Consider the following 17574-nt stretch of genomic DNA (forward strand, 5'->3'; position numbering starts at 1 on the left):
TATGTCCTGGTTTACTGCACAGGCTTCTGGAGATCGGACGGCCAAAGTCGTAATTGATCGGGCGATCGGCTCCGATTGGGCTCCGGACTGGATCTCGGACTTCACCGGCGAGCAGGCCGCCCGGGATTTCATCCAGGCCGTCGATGAGCTCGGCGAGCTTGACCGGATCGATCTGGAAATCAACAGCCCCGGCGGCGACGTTGCGTCCGGCGTCCGGATTATGAACTACCTGAAGAATCACGACGCGGAAGTTCATGTCCGGGTCACCGGCATGGCTGCCAGTATTGCCACCATTATCATGCTGGCCGGCGATACCCGGACCATGGGCGTCGGCACCAGCATCATGACGCATCGCGCATCCACCCTGATGATGGGCTTCTATAGCGCCAAGGAAATGGAAGAGCACGCCAAGGGAATCAGCGCCATTGACGCCGCCCTGGTTGAGGCCTACATCGCCGGTACCGGCAAGACGGCTGACGAGATCAATGCTCTTCTGGATCGCGGTGACGTTTATATGGGTGCCGATGAGGCTATCGAGTGGGGCCTGGCTACCGACAAGGACGCCAAGCTGAAAGCGGTTGCCAGTGCAGACCCCGCCAAGTTCAAACAACAGATCGAAATGCAGGGCCAGATTCGGGCAGCTCAGGCCGAGGCCGAGGCCGCCACCGCCCTGGTTGCGATCAAGGATCAGGCAATCGCCGACCTTGGCGCCAAGGTTGACAGTATCACCAGTGAGCTGGAGGCCCTTCGTAATCCGGCTGCCGCCACGGCTGATGAGGTGATTATGCTTTGCTCCGGAGCAGGCCTCGATGCGCTGGCGGTATCGATGGCAAAAGAGAAGCTGCCCATTGCCACAGTCGAGGCCCGGATCCGCATGGCCAAGGATGTGGAAGACATCGCCAAGGCCTCCGGCATCGACTCGGCTCTCATGCTCAAGCACCTGAACGATCCCACACAGATGATCCGCTCCGCGATTGCTGAGGCCAAAGCGCTGGCAGACAAAGATCTGGACCATCATCACGCGCCCGGCCCGGGCAACAGCAAGCAGCCTGACTCCAAAAAGGCTTACTCCCAACTGAATAATCAAACATAACCCCGGAGGTTATCCATGAAAACTGAAACAGTCCGCGCCGGTGAATTTCTGGTCTCAGAAGCTAACGGCAGCCGTTCCCGCGAAAGCGTCACCCTGACCGGCGGGCCTTACCTGCCGGGCCAGGTTCTCGGCGTGGTCACCGCATCCGGCAAGTACACCGCCTACGCATCAGGTGCGTCCAACGGTACCGAAACAGCAGTAGCAGTTCTTTACGGCCCCGCCGATGGATCTGCCGCTGACGTGTCCGCCGTAGTGATTGCCCGCGATGCTGAGGTGTCCGAGGCGCTGCTGACCGGCGCTGACGCTGACGCAATCACCGATCTGGCAGCCGCCGGCATCATTCCCCGCTAATCAGCGTCATCCGCTGAAACGAAACTGAGATCAGGAGATCTACAATGGCTTCACTTGATATTTTCAACGATGACGCATTCAGCCTGCAGTCGCTGACAGCCGCCATCATGGAAACCCCTTTCGTCCCGGGGCGCCTTGGCGCCTTGGGCCTTTTCAATAACGAAGGCATCAATACCACACAGCTCAGCATTGAGAAAGATGGAGCTACCCTGGCACTGGTTCCAGCCGCTGACCGTGGTGCGCCAGGTCTGATCGTGAACGCTGACCGCCGCACCCTGGTGCCGTTCAACACTCTGCATCTGCCGCAGAGCTCCACCGTAATGGCCGACGAAATCCAGAATCTCCGGGCCTTTGGCTCTGAGTCTGAGGTTGAGGCCGTTGCCAACTACGTCGCCAAGCGCCAGGCAAAACATCGCCAGCAACTGGATGCCACCATGGAACACCTGAAGATCGGTGCGGTGAAGGGCATTCTGATGGACGCGAACGGCACTACGCCTTTGCTGAACACCTTCACCGCGTTCGGTATCAGCCAGGTTACTCACTCGCTGGTACTGGGCACTGCCGGTACCAAGGTGCAAAACAAGGTTATGGAGCTGCTGGACAAGATTGAAGATCAGCTGAAGGGCGTACCCTTCACTGGTGTTCGGGTTGTTTGCGGCCGGACCTACTTCAAAAACCTGATCGGCCATGGATCGGTCGAAGCCGCTTATGCCCGCTGGCAGGATGGCGCCGCCTTGCGCGACGACGTCCGCGGTGGGTTTGAGTTTGGTGGAGCGATCTTTGAGCAGTATCGTGGCCAGGTCGGCAACACCAAGTTTGTGGCCGATGACGAGGCTTACGCGATCCCTGAGGGTGTGCCCGATCTGTTCATTGGCCGGTTTGCTCCTGCCAACTACATGGAAACCGTCGGGACCAACGGGCTGCCTTATTACACCAAAGCAGAGCCGCTGGCCATGAACAAGGGTATGGCCCTGGAGTCTCAGTCCAACCCCCTGTTCCTCTGCACCCGCCCCAACGCAGTTGTGAAGCTGACCGGCTGATCTCTGCAAATCCAAGCGGCCCCTTTCGAGGGGCTGTTTCAGTTTGCGGAGAGCAACTATGAGCGATCGACATTTCAAGAAATCCGCCCGGCGGATACTGCAATCCATGGGCACGCTGGGCAACCTACACCGGTATTCCGGCGGCTCTGTGGCTGACGTTCTGATTCACATCTCCCGGGACGTCCAGATAGTCACCGCCGGAGAGACCGAGACCGCAGAGACCCGCGACGAAGCGGAGCTGCTGACGGAAGAGGTTGGGGCCCTGAAAAAGCGCGATGAAATCCACGTCGGCGCCCAGATCTGGCGGGTTGAAAGCAAGATCGCCAATGATGGATACACAATTCGGGTAGTGGTAAGCGAGCAATGAGCGACGCATCGATACGAATTGAGCCAAATAGCCTCAACGATACGCTGAATCTGCTGGCGGCCTACCGCCAGGGATCGAAAAGGGCGCTGTATCGCTCTATCAACCTCGGCGCAAAGCAGGGGCGCAAGGCTGCCGTGGATGGTATGGCGGCAAAGGCCAACCTGAAAAAGACCACCATCCGCGATAAAACCAAGGTGTATTTCGCCAGCCTGAGCAAGATGCAGGCAAAGGTGGTGCTGCAGAGCAAGGTTCTGCCGCTTACCGACTTCGGGGCCCGGCAAACCAAGACCGGCGTCACCTTCCGGATCTGGAAGGATAAGCCCCGCCAGAAGTATAAGCATGCTTTCTTCTGGACGCTGGTGAAGGAGCGGTACACCGGCGTTTTCGAGCCCAACGTGGACAGCCCCAGCTTCAATGGCTTTGGCCCGTATCGTCGAAAGTCTGGCCCTGCCGTGCCAACCATCTATGAGCAGACGCCAGGCCTTGCTGGCAAGGCCGAAGAGACCGCCGCACAGGCCATGCTGAAAGAGCTGGACCGTCAGGTCGGGTTGATTAACCGAGGGCTCCTGTAATGGAAACCATTCGAGAGCAGATCGTTCAGGAAGTTATGAGCAGGCTTGCACCGCTTATTTCCACGCCAGTACTGCGTCGCGAGCAATACGCCGACGAGGATGAGTTCATTTGCGTCTGGGATGGCGAGCAGGAAACGGAGCGCACGAAGTACGGCAGCCTCCAGCACACCATGGAAATCACCATCGAATTCGTAAAGCTTCAGGTTACTGGCCATCCGGCGGAAGCGGCCGGAGCCATGTATGCCCAAGCCGTGACCAGCGTGTTCATGAAGGATGGCCAGTTCGAGCCAACACTGAATGGCCTTGCTCACTCGATGAACGAAGCGTCATTCCTGCCGCTCACCCCCGAACCAGGGCTGAAAGTGACAGGCTGCGGACTCAAGCTGGACCTGATCTTTGAAACACAGAACGGTGACCCGTTCACCCAATAACCCCGAACACTGCAGATCAAGCCGCCCTCGAGCGGCTTTTTTTGTGCCCGAAGAAACCTTCACACCTCGCCCGCATATGGGCAATCAGCACCCGGAGAATAGATCATGGCAAACGCTGAAAATGCAAAAATTCAGTTTGAGGGCGGCCAGAGCCAGCAGCCGATGGATGCCCTCATCGACAGTGGCGACAACACTGTATTCGAATCTGGCGCGGCCCTGTGGTCACGCCGAACTGGTTCTGAACCGGTCGTTCGGCCCGACGGACTTATCAATGGTGGCGCGATCAGCCCGGCTGCTGCCGGCACCAATAACCTGATTGACGTGGCAGCCTCTACTGCCTACATCGGCGGAGCCCAGATTGCTGCTGCAGGTGAAACTGGGCTTACCTGCTCCCGCGCCACCGTGGATACCCACCTGATTCACTCGATCACCCTGGATTCAACTGGATCGTACACCGCGGTTGCCGGCACAGAAGGCACCGCATTCAGCAACACTCGTGGAGCAGCTGGCGGCCCTCCTCTGATTCCAGAAGGCGAAGTTGAGATCGGCCAGGTTCGATTCTCCACCGCCAGCGCGGCTGCCGTGAAGGCTTCCGAGATTTTCGCAGTACCTGGCGTGCACCAGGAGCGCTACGATTCTCCGATCTATGAGATCGATTACCGTAACGGCAACGTCGTGTTCAACGCCGCCCTGCCGCCGATTCATACTGGTGACGAGACCAAGGGCGTATTCGCCAGCTTTGCTGAACCGATCTTCACCGATCTGTCCAAGGCTTCGGACTTCGTGCCTTCCGAAACCTCTCACAGCACCAGTTCCACACAGATCTATGGCACCACCCTGGGCTCTACCAGCTCCACGTTGAACCAGGCTTCGTTCACCGCCTACCTCAACGACGGCATCACCGACGGCATTGTCCGGCTCAAGAATGAGATCCTTTGGTATAAGTTCTTCCCGAACAAGTTCCAGCCGGGTCACATCCTTGAGCAAGGAAAGCTGGGTATCAGCCGAACCTTCCCCGCTGGCGACGAGATTCAGGCATCTTGCACCATCTCGCCTGAGTCAGCCGGCGTAGAGGTGTCCGGTTAATGCTTGATATCAAGGCATTCCGCAAAGCCGAGTTCGTCCCGCGTGAAACGGAAGTCACGCTTGACGCTCTGGCTGAGGCCGGGCTGGGTGATGGGGTGGTCCGTGTTCGTGGGCTCACCGCCACCCATCTGGCCCTGGCTGAAGAATCCGCCAGCAAAGGCAAGCTGCTTTCGGACCTGGTGGAGAAGCTGGCCGGCGCCGGGAAAGAGAAGGTCGAGGCCATTATGGACGGCATCGGTTTTCACCAGGACGTTCCAGCGGCACTGGCCAAACGCCTGGAGCATGTTCGACTGGGCATCGTTGAGCCTGAAATGGATCTGGCTGACGTCGTGAAGCTGGCGGAATCCTTTCCCATCGAGTTCTCGATACTTGCCAATAAGATCATGGAGCTCACCGGAAAGGGCCAAGCTGCCCAGGTAAAGCCAAAGCCCTCTGGAGGCGCCCGGAAATCCAAGCCGGCATAGCGCTTGCTGACCGGAAGGGCCGCTATCTCTTCGAGAGCATGCCCGACGTATTTCCAGAGGGCTACCTCACCGAAGTTGAAGTCAGCCTTTGGGCCCGATGGTTTGAGTCCCGGAAATAGGAAATTCCGGGAAGCCTTGTGCTACGCTTCAGGCACATGACACGGAGGTAATATGCGCCTGATTTTCTGTATTCTCATCTCGCTTTCCTTTTCTGCCGCTGCTCAGGTCTACAAGTGGACCGATGAGAACGGCGTAACTCACTTTGGAAGCCAGCCGCCACCTGGCCAGCAGGAAGAGGTCGCAATCCGGGAAAGCAGCCCTGGCTCAATGGGGGCTGAAAGACGAGTTCAGCCTGATGTTGTGCGACAAGCAAGTCGGCTCGAAAAGGAGCGTCGAGAAAAGCGTCGCGCCGCCCAGATGAATACGAGCATTGAAGACGATCCTGAGGATAGTTGGGGGTGCCAGTATTCAAAAGAACAAGTTGAAGAATATGAAATCCTTTTGAGGGAGCTGGGGCGGCGAGGTTATCGCCAATCCGAAAAGAACCGCCTTGAATCGTATTTGAGGGCGGCTGAAAGAGAAGTTGAGCGGGACTGTAATTAAATAGTGTGATAGCGTTATTGAGTGGCTAGGGCTGTACACCCGAAAAGCCGGAGTTCCTGTCCGGCCTGCCACCCTTCACAAAACAGGAGCGTTTCAGGAGACGCAATATGGAAACTTTTTTTGCAACCCACGCGCAAAGCTATCTTGAGTCGCAAATTTTTGAGGCGGCGAAGCAAGATAAACATAAAGAAATAGCAAGCATCATCGGAAGTATAAAGGGAGCTATAAAGTTTCGGCTCCCTCCGGATTGCTCCCTTATAAATAATTTCGAAAGCAAGCCTATCGACTACGCCGTCGAAGAGTATCTTGGCGGCAAATTAATGCTGCCATTTAAACAAGTCATTCTTGAGGCTCCACACAGCTCTCAGCAACATTCATCCGCTAACGGGAAAGTCTTGCTAGCTACGCAGCTTACTAGTGAGGCAGATGGGCGTGAGGGGATAGCTATCCATTCGATCACAAAGTATGGCGAACTTAAGGCAGACTACTGGGTAGTCACTGATGCGCTCGGCCTGATGTACTTTGAAGGTGGCGCGCTAGAAGTTGGGATTCATAGAATTAGTGGGCCGAAGCACATATTTCGCCCGCCCGTTAATGGTTATGACAGGTTTGTCAGCTCGCTCGCTCTGTTGGTTGTTGAGTTTCTGTCCGCGCTCGCTTGCTCAAACTCCCTAACAGTTGATGAGCCGAGTAACCGTCATCGGTTAAACAAAAAAAGAATAAAGCAAGGGAAGCCGCCATTTTACTCATATAAGATTTTAAAGATTTCTCAAGACAGGATGAATTCGCGACAAGGTCTTGGCGGAAGCCATCAACCACCAAGAGTTCATCTAAGGCGCGGACATATAAGGCGGCTCCCCAATAAAACGGTTTGGGTAAATGCTGCTGTTGTCGGAGACAAGTCAAAAGGCTTTGTCGCAAAAGATTACGCTGTCGCTGCCCAGGCATAGAGGTGCAATAATGGGGAAAGTTGTAAGCCTTAAAGGCACAACGGCACCGCTTGAAATGCCGGAATCTTTGACTCTACTCCAAATGGCGAAGCGCTGGAAAGTCTGGGTCAAGACTGGGGTTGTTTGCGTCGAGCATGGTGATAAAAAGCATTCCTATTTTTCAGAAACATTTGCCTTCGTGGAAAACGATGGCGAGGTGAGCGCTTACCAAAGATCTGACGGAGAGAACTGCCACCTTTATAATTGGACAGCAAGCACAGAGGCAAGCGAAGACGCGGATGATCGTCTGCTGGAAATCATCTTTAAAGGAACATGGATAGATGATTAGCAAAGCTGCCCTGCCAAGATAATTCGCAATCTTTAGCGTCAAGCGGATCGAAATAACCATAGTCGCTAATAGCCCTGCCAATCGGCGGGGCTTTTTTATGCCCGGAGAAAAGATGGCCACGACTCAGAGAACGATCGATATCATCTTCGGTGGCATCGATAACACCGGCAACGCTATCAGCTCCGTTGGCAAGGGGCTGAATAAGCTGGAAGGGCAGGTCGGCAGCATCACCGGCCCGCTGGCCAGTGTCACCGACTCAATAATTAAACTGGATCTTGCGCTGGCTGCCGCTGGCCTGGCTGTCACCGGTTATGCCATCAAGATCGCGGACGACTTCGATACCGCGTTCGGTGAAATCTCAACTCTGATTGGTCAGCCAGCGGATAACCTGCGCGACTTCCAGGCACAGATACTCGAATACTCCAACAGCTCCACCGCCTCCCTCGACGCCATAACCAGCGCGACCTACGGCGCAATCTCTGCGGGTATCGATTACCAGGAGTCGCTGGAGCTTCTGGCTGCAGCAGAGCGCCTCTCCATTGCGGGCCGGGCTGACCTCGGAGACACGACTACTGCCCTGGTATCTACACTCAATGCCTTTGGTGCTTCTGCGGACGAGGCCGGGGCATACGCCGATACGTTCTTCACGGCGGTTCAGCTGGGCCAGACAACCATTCCGGAGCTGGCGTCAACCATTGGCCGCCTGGCCCCGATAGCTTCGGCAGCTGGACTATCTTTCAACGAGATGGCTGCGGCCGTTGCTACCATTACTGCTGAAACCGGCACAAATACCGCTGAGGCAATTACGGGAATCCGGGCGGCTATCACCTCGCTCCTGAAGCCGTCAAAAGATGCCGCCGGACTCGCTTATGAACTCGGCATTGAATTCGACGCCGCCGCCCTTGAGAGCAAAGGTTTTGCCGGAGTACTGGCAGACGTCAGGGAGGCGACCGGCGGCAGCACAGAGCTGATGGCCCGACTGTTTGGCTCTGTAGAGGCGCTGGCACCAGTGCTGGCCTTGACCGGTAATGCCTCGGATGCCTTTGCCAGAAACTTGGCCGCGATGGAAACCAACTCCGGAGCAGCACAAACAGCCTCTCTGGAGTTGACAGAAACACTGGGTCTGCTCGGCCAAACTCTGCGCAACAACCTCAACTCAGCCCTGATCGGCCTGGGTACTAATCTGACGGACGAAACCCGAAGTGTCGTCCAGTCGGTCACCAGCATCTTTAATTCCCTGGGTAACGAGATACGGCTCGATGATGGGGTGTTTGCTCCGATCCTCGCTGGTCTTGAGGGGCTTGCACAAGACATCGACCAGAAGATGAAGGTCATCGCCGAGAATTTCCCGGAAGCGCTTGCCGGGCTGGACTTCAGCGATCTGCTTGGCTCATTTGGCGACCTTGGCGACGAGTTGGGGGATGCCTTCGGCAATGTTTTTGGTGAGATTGACCTCAGCACTGTGGAAGGCCTGGAGGACGCCTTGCAGCGTGTGGTGGACGCCTTCACCGCCCTAGTAAACATATCGGCAGGAATCATCGACGGGCTCCAGCCGCTGTTCAAGGCGATTGGTACCGGTATCGATCAGTTCGAGAGCCTGGATGGTTCAACAAAGCGCTCCATAGGAGAGCTTCTGGGTTTAGCGAAAGCCATCGACACCGTGCTGCCTGCAATTGGTGCTTTGGGATCTGGGCTGGGTTCCATAGGTACCGGGCTTACAGCCCTGGCTGGTGCGCAAGGCTTCTCTGCTCTCATAGGCAACCTCAATGCCGTGAAGGCTATTGCTGCAACAACCGCCGGCAAGGGCGGACTGGTCGGGCTGGCTCTGTCTGGAGGCTACCTACTCGGAACAATCATTAACAAGACCATCATTGAGCCGATGGAGGAGTACTTCGGAAACTCAATCGGTGGCTGGCTGTATGAGCAGTTTAATGCCGATGAGATTAAGCGGATAGAAGATCAGTTCAAACCGCTGACCGGCGAAATGAAAAAGACAGCGGAGGAAACCCGCGGGCTTCGAGAACTCAATGACCGGCTGGCGGATTCTCTTAACAATACTCAACAAGCGGCCACTCTGGATATTGACGCCCTGAACCGTCGCGCTCAGGAGCTCGTCAAGAACGCCAACGAACAGAAGATACTGAACGACTCACTAGGAGATTACGGTGGTAATCAGCGCGAGGTCACCAGCGCCCTGGATGAACTGACTCGCTCAGTCACTCAAAGCGGTGGCGCCCTGGCCGATGTCGCGGACAGCACGAAAGATCTGTCTGACAACAACCGATCGCTGCAACTGGGTTACGACGAGACCACCGGAAAGGTAAACGAATTCTCCGGCACCATTGTCCGTTCCAACAAGTCCCTTGAGGATGCCGCCAAAAAGACACAGGAAGTCATCGAAAAGACTGAAGAATATCAGATCGAGATGGAGAAAATTGCCAGCAATGAGCGGATCGCTCTGATTGAGGGAAAGGTATCACTCGATATATCTGAGGTGGAGGCTGGCGCGGAAAAGGCTGTAGCACTATTCGAATCCATCAGCGACACCTTCTCAAATACTGGAGATCTAATTGGTAGCCTGTTCGGTGAATTCGGCGAGGCCAGCCGTTACGACCAAATATCCATTCAGCGCCAGATTGATCTGGAGAATGACCGGCGTGATGAGGCTCTAAAGCTGCAGCGCGAATTGACCGAAGCGGAGATCGAGCAAATCCGAGAACGCACCAAAGCCATGGAGCGAGGCGACTCATTGATCAAAGTCGATGGTGCCGGGCTTCAGCCGCACCTGGAAGCCTTCATGTTCGAGATCTTGCGGGCAATCCAGATTCGCATGAACGCTGACGGTGAAGAAATGCTTCTCGGCCTGGGGGCACCATAATGCTGACATTAAGCGCACCGGTATTTGATATCGACGGCACCCTTCTGATTGAGCGCCCAGAACCCGATGGTTTGACCGCCTTCAGTCGGCGGGTAAGCCGATCCCCTACTTTGGACGGCGGCGCTGCTGTGACTGATTTTGGCTACAGCCCTGCCGACCGAACCCTCAGAATCGAGTGGACCCCAAGAACGCTGGATGAGGCAGAAAACGCCCGGCGGCTGGTGAAGTCCTATGGACGGCTGATCGTCAGCTTTTCAGAAGGCTGCTTTTTCGGCGCCCCCGAATCATTCGACTTAACCGACGGGACCGTCACAATCAACATTCTTGTAGAGAGGCAGCTCAGCGCATGAAGATCGCAACCGCACTCAGATCCACCATGGGTCAATCCATGGTCTCTGCATTTGCTGCCGGCACTACCAATAGCCCGAAGCTGGAAATCTACGCCGGGTCAATGCCTTCAGCCATGGGCCTGTCCATCACAGCTGACTTGCTGACTGAGCACGCCTTGACCAACCAGGTGGCAACAGAAGCAAGCGGAATAATTACGTTCGATGCCATTGGTGAAGAGCTCGCAGTTAACATCACCGGCAGCCCTGGCTGGGCCAGGATCATTGATCGAGACGGTGCTGAAGTGATCTACCTCACCGTTTCCGATACCGGCCAGGGTGGCGAGCTTCAGCTGAACACCGTCAATCTTCAAGCGGGCAGCAGTGTGTTCATTACCGGTGGCACGATCGTGGTGGGCTCATAGTGGCTGAACTGACCGGCTTCAATTCCGCAACCATCGGAATCGGTGGGTCAACATCGTGCGCCATTAACACGTCCGATGAGGTTGTTGTCTGGGGTGCCGCGCCATCCGGTCAGCCCGCTCTGACGGATGCAGTGTCGGTTCAGACCAATGAGACGTGCGTAATAGCCTTGCGCTCAAACGGAACCGTAGAGGCGTGGGGAGGCAACAGTTATGGGCAGCTGGATGTACCGGCGGGCCTGTCTGGCGTCGTGCAAATTGTCATGGGTCGCTATCACTGCCTGGCACTAAAATCAGATGGAACCGTTGTTGGCTGGGGCCTGAATAACGTAGGGCAGACGACGATACCGGCCGGTCTGACCGATGTGGTACAGGTTTCTGCCGGCGGCAACACGTCATTTGCCCTCAAAGCCGACGGTACCATTCAGGGCTGGGGAAATAATGGCGATCAGCAGCTGAACGTTCCAGCAGGCATTGGTCCCGTTGCGCAAATATCCTGCGGCAATAACTTCTGCATAGCTCTGCTGGCGAATGGGTCAATAGAGACCTGGGGCAACAACAGCGCGGGTCAAAGAAATATTCCTGTTTCGGTCACTTCTCCGACTTCAATTTTGGCAGGTACCGCTTATGGCATGGCCCTGCAAGATGGCGGGGTCATAATGTGGGGCAGCACAGCCAACGGGGTAAGCACGCCGCCTTCTGAGGCTCTTTCAGGGGTGGTTGATATTTTTGCCAGCATATCGGGCAACACGGCGGCTTGCCTGCTCGATACTGGCGAGGTGCTGGTTTGGGGTTGGGACTTCGCGGGAGAGACTTCCGTGCCCGTCTCGCTCGTAGCCATGGCGCCCGGCGTTCCTCCCATCGAGGGGGTAATCAGCGCTGTTGTACAGTTCGACGCATCGTTCAGTGGAGTAAGTGCCGACAGCATCGGTGCCTTCACAGCTGCAGTTGAATTTACCGCTTCCTTCTCCGGGTTCAATGACTGGCTTGCGCTCCTGGATCCCGTTCAGTTGCAGGAGGTCTACCTGTTGACCGTTACCGGTGACGCTGACGGGCTTTCTGATATTCAGATTCCGATTTCCACATGGCAAGCCACTCGGCAGGCAGCGCCGCGCCAGAATTACCTGCAAGCCAGCATCCCGGGCTGGGAGAGGTGGGTCGAAGAACTTGAGGCCCGGCAAAATGGGCAACTGGTGGTATCAAAGGGTTATCGATTTCCTGACGGCTCAGTCAGGGCGGATGAGATAGTCCGAAGCGACTTTGGTGATCTTCGATACGACGAAGGCCCGCGATCTTTCACGCTGACGGTCTCAGGCTATGAGCGTGGCGGCAATGAGCGTTCTGGGGCCAGAGAGTTGAAGGGGGTCAGAAGCCGTAATATTACTGGAGGTCAGGCGCGGATCCGCTGCGAAATCGACATGTTCCTGCAGCCCGGGATGACCGTTTCCACTGGCGGCTCGCAGTTCAAGGTGGGGTATATCAACTATTACGTCAGCCAAGCCGATAAATTCTGTGAAGTGAGTGAGCGGTAATGTCCAAGGGTGAGATTATCGAACACATCGGTGATGGCCGATATCGGATCAAGCAGCTGTATGATGTTGAGCGAGTAAAGCGGCAGCGTGACCGAGTTCTGGAGCGACTGGCAGAGTTGGCGGTAACGCTGCCTGAAAGACAGCTGGAATTGCTCCTGAAAGAGCAGGAGAGAGATAGCGTAGCAACGCAGATCGACATCCTGATCCCCTCATTGCGTACAGAGCCCGAGACTGTCAGGGACACAATCACCGCTCTCCAGGTCAGCCTTGTCAGGCTCGGCGCTGAAGCCCAGTTGCTGCGGCGACAGGTCGCGGAGTTGATTGCCGAAGATCTCGGCCTCAGGAAACGGCTGAACCAGATCGATGATATTCCCGAGTCTGAGGAAATAACGGCCTGGTGCGCGGACCTTACCCTTGATCTTTCCGGAGAGGTTGCCGTCGTTGACGTGAATGACGAGGGCCGCCAGGGCACTATTGTCGCCCCGGGTTTCTCTGATGCAGCGGCTCACTCCGCAGCAGCTGGCGCCCTTGTTCCGAGAGAGGCCCAGTCCGGTAAGCAGGTGTATTTCAACGCGGCCATTCTCCCCGGCGTCCAGAAGTGGCGACCACGTTACCGAGTCGGCACGATCCAGGCGATACGCGGCGAGCTGTGTTCAGTAAATCTCGATAGTGCCAGCTCATCGGCCCAGGGCCTGGATATCAATCAGGCTCAACTGCTGACGGACGTGCCCATCCAATACATGGACTGTGATGAGGATGCATTTGAAGAGGGCGACCGGGTGCTGGTTCGCTTCTTCGCGTCCGGTCCACAAGTGATAGGATTCGAGAGCAACCCGCGAGCCTGCAACCGTGCCGGCATTTTCTTTGTTCCAGCAATACTTCAGCCGAACGGGTCTCGTGGCGTATTCGGCGAGCCTTTCGAAGACGAGGCGGGCGATCCTGTCAATCCTCCGTTGGGCACGCCCGGTGGCATCAATTCTGCGTGGATCGCGACCCCGGTATTCCGAGACGAGCCCTACGCGATCAGCCGAGGGGTGAGCCCGCAAGTTGCCGGGAACATGAACTGGATTGGTTCTGGCGGCCTGGCTGTATCCTGGCATGGCCCATCAAGCCGCTTTTTCGAGTTCTACAATGAGCAGTTTGTTTCTGCGTGGCAGAGCAGCTGGTCACCGGGCAGTGCCATATTTTTCCGCAGAAAGCTGCTGATTGATCTGGCGGACTATGCCGCAACGATGGGCGTTCGGACAGTGCTCGGCGCTTCAATGGAGGTCACAGAGAGTTACCGGCGGCTTTATGTCGTCACTGTCAGCAGCGAATCACTTAGCCCGGTATTCAAGCTTTGGCGAGTGAGTCTTTCGGGCAGTTTCGAGCCTATAGATTCAGTCATCACGGAAATCGATTCGTTTACGTGCCCGACTGGTACCATGTTCGTGTCAGGTTTCTACTTTAATGCGAATGGCGCCCAGGGTGTTTGCACGCTGCAAAATTACACCGGGGAGCCAAGGTCTAAGGTTTATCGGGTCGATCTGTCGGTGACCTCTGGGTTTTCGGTCGAGCAGGTTTATGACAGGGAGCAGCCGGGCGATTACCCTTACAACACGCAGGCGACGAGCTGGACCATCAACAGGACGTCCGCTCGCACGAACATAAGCACCTCACTGCTGTCTGATTCTGTAGACCCCCAAATAGACCTTCCGCTTTACTTCGATTGTGACGATCAGGGATTTTTTGCGGTACTTTATCGTCGTCCAAAAATCACAAGTAGCGATACCTTTAACATGTCCACGTCAAATGGCGCCGGCACAACTCAGCACCCGCATCCCTGCGCAGGTCAGCCTGTTGACGGGGGCGGAGGGAATGTCTGGCCTGACACCTTTACAGGTGCAGTGGATGAAAGAAACAGCGTCAGCTCAAACGGCTCTGTAGCGGGCCAGCCTGATCAGATAATTACCAGCCGGGGAGAGGTGCTGGCGACATTTCCTTTTGCTGAGCACTCCACCACCGACACCACGGCGAGCTCATACGAAGAGACAGCTGTCGTTGATGAGCCATGCGGTTCCTATGACGGCAGCGTATACACCTACTCTGTTCAGAGGGTCGCAACTTCAAGGCTGCGCAGTGACTCACCAAACTTCCTGGCTCTCGCGATTAACGGGCGAGATAAGTTTGTGGCCGCGGGCATTTCGTCAGTCGAGAACACATTCACGTGGGAGCGCGCAGGGAATCGATGGGTCAATGACCTTCTTTCGAGCGGCGGACCAGATGGCCAGATCGAGCTCTACCCGGTTGGGGGCTCCAGTCGATCGCGCCACACAGTTGAAGTATTTGTTGATGGGCAAAGCGTGGAGACGCTTGAGTTGTCGGACGAGACCGTTCCAATTTCTCAGGGTTCGGTATTCCCTTCCGGCAACATGTTCCTTGGGATCGACGTGGGGTTAACCGATGACGGATCAAATGGAACTCAGACCGGTGGCACTGGCCCGACTACGACTTACTTCCCGTTTCTCCCCTCACTCCCGCAGATATTTGCCAGCGGCATCACTGATGCTTCATCCGTAATCCTGCAGGGCCGCCGCGCTGTATCAGTGCTTGCCCGGGATAATGATGGCAACTCTGCCAGCTATCAGCGTATAGACGAAGTTGGTGATCCTGCTGGCGGACTTTTTGAAAGGCCAGGTGAGCCGTATCTGATGCACCGGCTGACGGTTGCCTAGCTGCTGGCAACTGAGCGAATGCCGACCACCTCCCCGCCCGCCTTCAAAGAATACACATAATCCGCCCAGTCTTGCATCATGCGGGTTCTCTCTGGCAGATATTGAGCATGATTGTAAGCCGCTGCCGTCTTGTTCTTCGGTGCGTGGGCCAGCTGCATTTCAATGTGAGCCGGCGGGTATCCCATTTCATTCAGTCGGGTGGATGCTGTGGCGCGGAAGTCGTGGCCGGTGACCTGGCCGGTGGAGTAGCCCATGTATTCGAGCGCCCGGTTGACGGTCGTCGGGCTCATCACCTCCCGTGGGCGGCGCGTATTCGGGAACAGCCATTGCCCACCACCGGTGATGGCGTGAAGCTCTCGCAATAGTGCAACGGCCTGCTCCGGCAGCGGTACCACATGAATCCGGCGCATCTTCATTTTTTCAGCCGGTATCTTCCACTGCGCCCCATCCAGATCGAAGTGCGACCAGTCCGCCGTGCGGATTTCTGCTGTGCGGACGAACAGCAGCAGCAGTAACTCAAGCGCAATCCCAGTCGTCCGATTCCCGCCAAAGTTGTCCAGCTTCTTCAGGTACTCCCCGATCTCCCCAGGCTCCAGTGGCCGGGCATGTTTCACGTCTGGCCGGGTGAGAGCCCCCTTCAGTGCCGCAGCCGGGTCCGCGTCCGCCCTCATGGTTGAGGCGGCATATCGGAACACGGCAGAGCACCACTTGCGTGTCACGATGGCGTAGGTGGTCGCGCCCCGTTTGTCCATCCTCCGCATGATCTCCAAAATGTGGACGCTGGTGACCTGGCGAATGGGCAGCCGGCCAATATAGGGGTACACATTCCCCTTCATGGTCCGATCAAATTGATTCGAGTATTTTTCTGTCCACGTCCGGCGCTTCTGTTCTGCGAACTCCATGGCTACCGCCTGAAAGGTGTTCGCGCTTTCGGTGATATTGTGCAGCTTCTCGGTTTGGCGAACGTGTGAAGGATGGATGCCCTGACGAACCAAAGTTCTTGCCTCGTCACGCTGAGATCTGGCGGCGGATAGAGAGATTTCCGGGTACTCGCCAATGGCGAACACGTTCTCTTTGCCTGCGATTCGGTATCGGTACCGCCACAGCCGGGAGCCGGTTGGGCGAACCTCCATATAGAGGCCGCCGCTGTCGGTTATTTTGTAGGGCTTATCCGCCGGCTTGGATCGCCGTATCTGCAGGTCTGTCAGGGCCATGTGAGGGTATCCCGTGAAATTTGGCTACGATACCCGCTTTGATACCCGCTTTTTTCTCGGATACGTGCGGATTTCGCCGGTCTTCTACGGACAGAGATTGCCGCTAAGGCTTGCGGCTGTAAAGGGCTTTTGGATAGGAGCGGATGCGGGCGGACGACCATGACAGTGCTCGATCATCAGTAACATAATCTGTTCCTCCGCCTCAGTGGTCGAAATCGTTGTAGGTCATGGCCACGGCCCGGAAAATGGCCCGGCCCTTGTTCATGGTTTCTTTCCACTCAAGACGCGGAACCGAATCCGCTACCACGCCGGCACCGGCCTGAATATGCAGGGTATTGTCCTTGATCACCGCCGTACGAATGGCAATGGCGGTGTCCATATTGCCGTTGAACGAGAGATATCCCACTGCGCCACCGTAGACGCCCCGCTTGACCGGCTCCAGCTCATCAATGATCTCCATGGCGCGGATTTTCGGTGCGCCACTGAGTGTGCCGGCGGGCAGTGTGGCCCGCAGTACGTCCAGGCAGGACATGCCCTTTTTCAGGCGGCCAGTGACGTTGGAGACAATGTGCATGACGTGGGAATAGCGCTCCACAATCATCTTGTCGGTAAGGGTGACAGTGCCGGTTTCTGACACCCGGCCAGCGTCGTTGCGGCCCAGATCGATCAGCATCAGGTGCTCGGCAATTTCCTTGGGGTCGCTCAGCAGCTCTTTTTCCAGTGCCTTGTCCTGTTCGTCAGTGGCACCACGTTTGCGAGTACCGGCGATGGGGCGCACAGTGACTTCCTCGTCCTCAACCCGGGCCAGGATTTCTGGCGAAGAACCCACAATGTGGAAGTCTTCCAGATCCAGGAAGTACATATAGGGTGACGGGTTAAGCACGCGCAGGGAACGGTAAAGATTAAGCGGCGGTGCCTCGAACGGAATGGACATGCGCTGGGAGATCACGGTCTGCATGACATCGCCGTCGAGAACATAGCCCTTGATGCGATCCACGGCAGCCTCGAACCGGTCCTGGGTGAAACCGGAAATGAAATCGCTTTCATCTACAGTCTTGCCCCGCAGCTTCTCCGGGGTCCGGGGTGCGTCGGCGGTTTGCCGGTGCAGGCGGCTTTCCAGTTCATGGATGCGGGCCATGGCATCCTCATAGGCGCCGGGCTGTGACGGATCGGCGTGGACGATCAGATGTAGCTTGCCCCTCA

18 protein-coding genes are annotated in these 17574 nt (G+C 56.5%); 16 read left to right on the forward strand and 2 right to left on the reverse strand.

Going from position 1 to position 17574, the window contains the following annotated elements; genetic code table 11:
• Window position 1: 1 nt before the first annotated feature.
• The 16 genes from AAC035_RS02525 (at window position 2) to AAC035_RS02600 (ending at window position 15157) form a co-directional block, all read left to right on the forward strand.
• Window positions 2–1093 carry a head maturation protease, ClpP-related gene (locus AAC035_RS02525; RefSeq protein WP_339799657.1) on the forward strand — a complete coding sequence of 364 codons (1092 nt, stop codon included), beginning with the start codon at window positions 2–4 and terminating at the stop codon, window positions 1091–1093.
• Window positions 1094–1108: 15 nt separating this feature from the next.
• Window positions 1109–1444 (forward strand): head decoration protein, encoded by a 336-nt coding sequence (locus tag AAC035_RS02530; protein ID WP_339799658.1) that lies wholly within the window; start codon window positions 1109–1111, stop codon window positions 1442–1444.
• A gap of 44 nt (window positions 1445–1488) precedes the next feature.
• Entirely contained in the window at window positions 1489–2484 is a 996-nt protein-coding gene (locus tag AAC035_RS02535; protein ID WP_339799659.1) for a major capsid protein, read from the forward strand.
• Window positions 2485–2542: 58 nt separating this feature from the next.
• On the forward strand, window positions 2543–2851 hold the full coding sequence (locus AAC035_RS02540) for a hypothetical protein (protein ID WP_339799661.1): 309 nt from the start codon (window positions 2543–2545) through the stop codon (window positions 2849–2851).
• The gene (locus AAC035_RS02545; RefSeq protein ID WP_339799662.1) at window positions 2848–3423 is read left to right on the forward strand and encodes a hypothetical protein; all 576 of its coding nucleotides are present in this window, start codon (window positions 2848–2850) and stop codon (window positions 3421–3423) included. Before AAC035_RS02540 ends, AAC035_RS02545 begins: the two co-directional genes overlap by 4 nt.
• On the forward strand, window positions 3423–3854 hold the full coding sequence (locus AAC035_RS02550; RefSeq protein WP_339799663.1) for a hypothetical protein: 432 nt from the start codon (window positions 3423–3425) through the stop codon (window positions 3852–3854). Before AAC035_RS02545 ends, AAC035_RS02550 begins: the two co-directional genes overlap by 1 nt.
• 105 nt (window positions 3855–3959) lie before the next feature.
• Window positions 3960–4940, forward strand: coding sequence for a hypothetical protein (locus AAC035_RS02555; RefSeq protein ID WP_339799665.1), 981 nt, complete (start codon window positions 3960–3962; stop codon window positions 4938–4940).
• A complete protein-coding gene (locus AAC035_RS02560) occupies window positions 4940–5404 on the forward strand; it encodes a hypothetical protein (RefSeq protein WP_339799666.1) in 465 nt (154 codons plus the stop codon). Before AAC035_RS02555 ends, AAC035_RS02560 begins: the two co-directional genes overlap by 1 nt.
• 171 nt (window positions 5405–5575) lie before the next feature.
• Window positions 5576–6007 (forward strand): DUF4124 domain-containing protein, encoded by a 432-nt coding sequence (locus tag AAC035_RS02565; protein ID WP_339799668.1) that lies wholly within the window; start codon window positions 5576–5578, stop codon window positions 6005–6007.
• Between the two features lie 107 nt (window positions 6008–6114).
• Entirely contained in the window at window positions 6115–6957 is an 843-nt protein-coding gene (locus AAC035_RS02570) for a hypothetical protein (protein ID WP_339799669.1), read from the forward strand.
• A gap of 10 nt (window positions 6958–6967) precedes the next feature.
• Entirely contained in the window at window positions 6968–7285 is a 318-nt protein-coding gene (locus tag AAC035_RS02575) for a hypothetical protein (RefSeq protein WP_339799671.1), read from the forward strand.
• A gap of 112 nt (window positions 7286–7397) precedes the next feature.
• Window positions 7398–10163: a phage tail tape measure protein gene (locus AAC035_RS02580; RefSeq protein ID WP_339799673.1), complete on the forward strand. Its 2766-nt coding sequence runs from the start codon at window positions 7398–7400 to the stop codon at window positions 10161–10163.
• A complete protein-coding gene (locus AAC035_RS02585; protein ID WP_339799675.1) occupies window positions 10163–10513 on the forward strand; it encodes a hypothetical protein in 351 nt (116 codons plus the stop codon). The genes AAC035_RS02580 and AAC035_RS02585 overlap by 1 nt, the downstream gene beginning before the upstream one ends.
• Window positions 10510–10914, forward strand: coding sequence for a hypothetical protein (locus AAC035_RS02590; RefSeq protein ID WP_339799676.1), 405 nt, complete (start codon window positions 10510–10512; stop codon window positions 10912–10914). The genes AAC035_RS02585 and AAC035_RS02590 overlap by 4 nt, the downstream gene beginning before the upstream one ends.
• Window positions 10914–12443, forward strand: coding sequence for a hypothetical protein (locus AAC035_RS02595; RefSeq protein WP_339799678.1), 1530 nt, complete (start codon window positions 10914–10916; stop codon window positions 12441–12443). The genes AAC035_RS02590 and AAC035_RS02595 overlap by 1 nt, the downstream gene beginning before the upstream one ends.
• A complete protein-coding gene (locus AAC035_RS02600) occupies window positions 12443–15157 on the forward strand; it encodes a hypothetical protein (RefSeq protein ID WP_339799679.1) in 2715 nt (904 codons plus the stop codon). The genes AAC035_RS02595 and AAC035_RS02600 overlap by 1 nt, the downstream gene beginning before the upstream one ends.
• On the opposite strand, the gene AAC035_RS02605 is transcribed toward AAC035_RS02600, so the two are convergent.
• Together AAC035_RS02605 and AAC035_RS02610 are read right to left on the reverse strand one after the other, a co-directional pair.
• Window positions 15154–16371 carry an integrase arm-type DNA-binding domain-containing protein gene (locus tag AAC035_RS02605; RefSeq protein ID WP_339799680.1) on the reverse strand — a complete coding sequence of 406 codons (1218 nt, stop codon included), beginning with the start codon at window positions 16369–16371 and terminating at the stop codon, window positions 15154–15156. The two genes, AAC035_RS02600 and AAC035_RS02605, sit on opposite strands and share 4 nt — an antisense overlap.
• Before the next feature lie 202 nt (window positions 16372–16573).
• Window positions 16574–17574 (reverse strand): chorismate-binding protein (locus tag AAC035_RS02610; RefSeq protein ID WP_339799682.1); only part of this gene is annotated, 1001 nt, incomplete at its 5' end.

It is taken from the genome of uncultured Marinobacter sp. (assembly GCF_963974375.1).
GTDB lineage: Bacteria > Pseudomonadota > Gammaproteobacteria > Pseudomonadales > Oleiphilaceae > Marinobacter.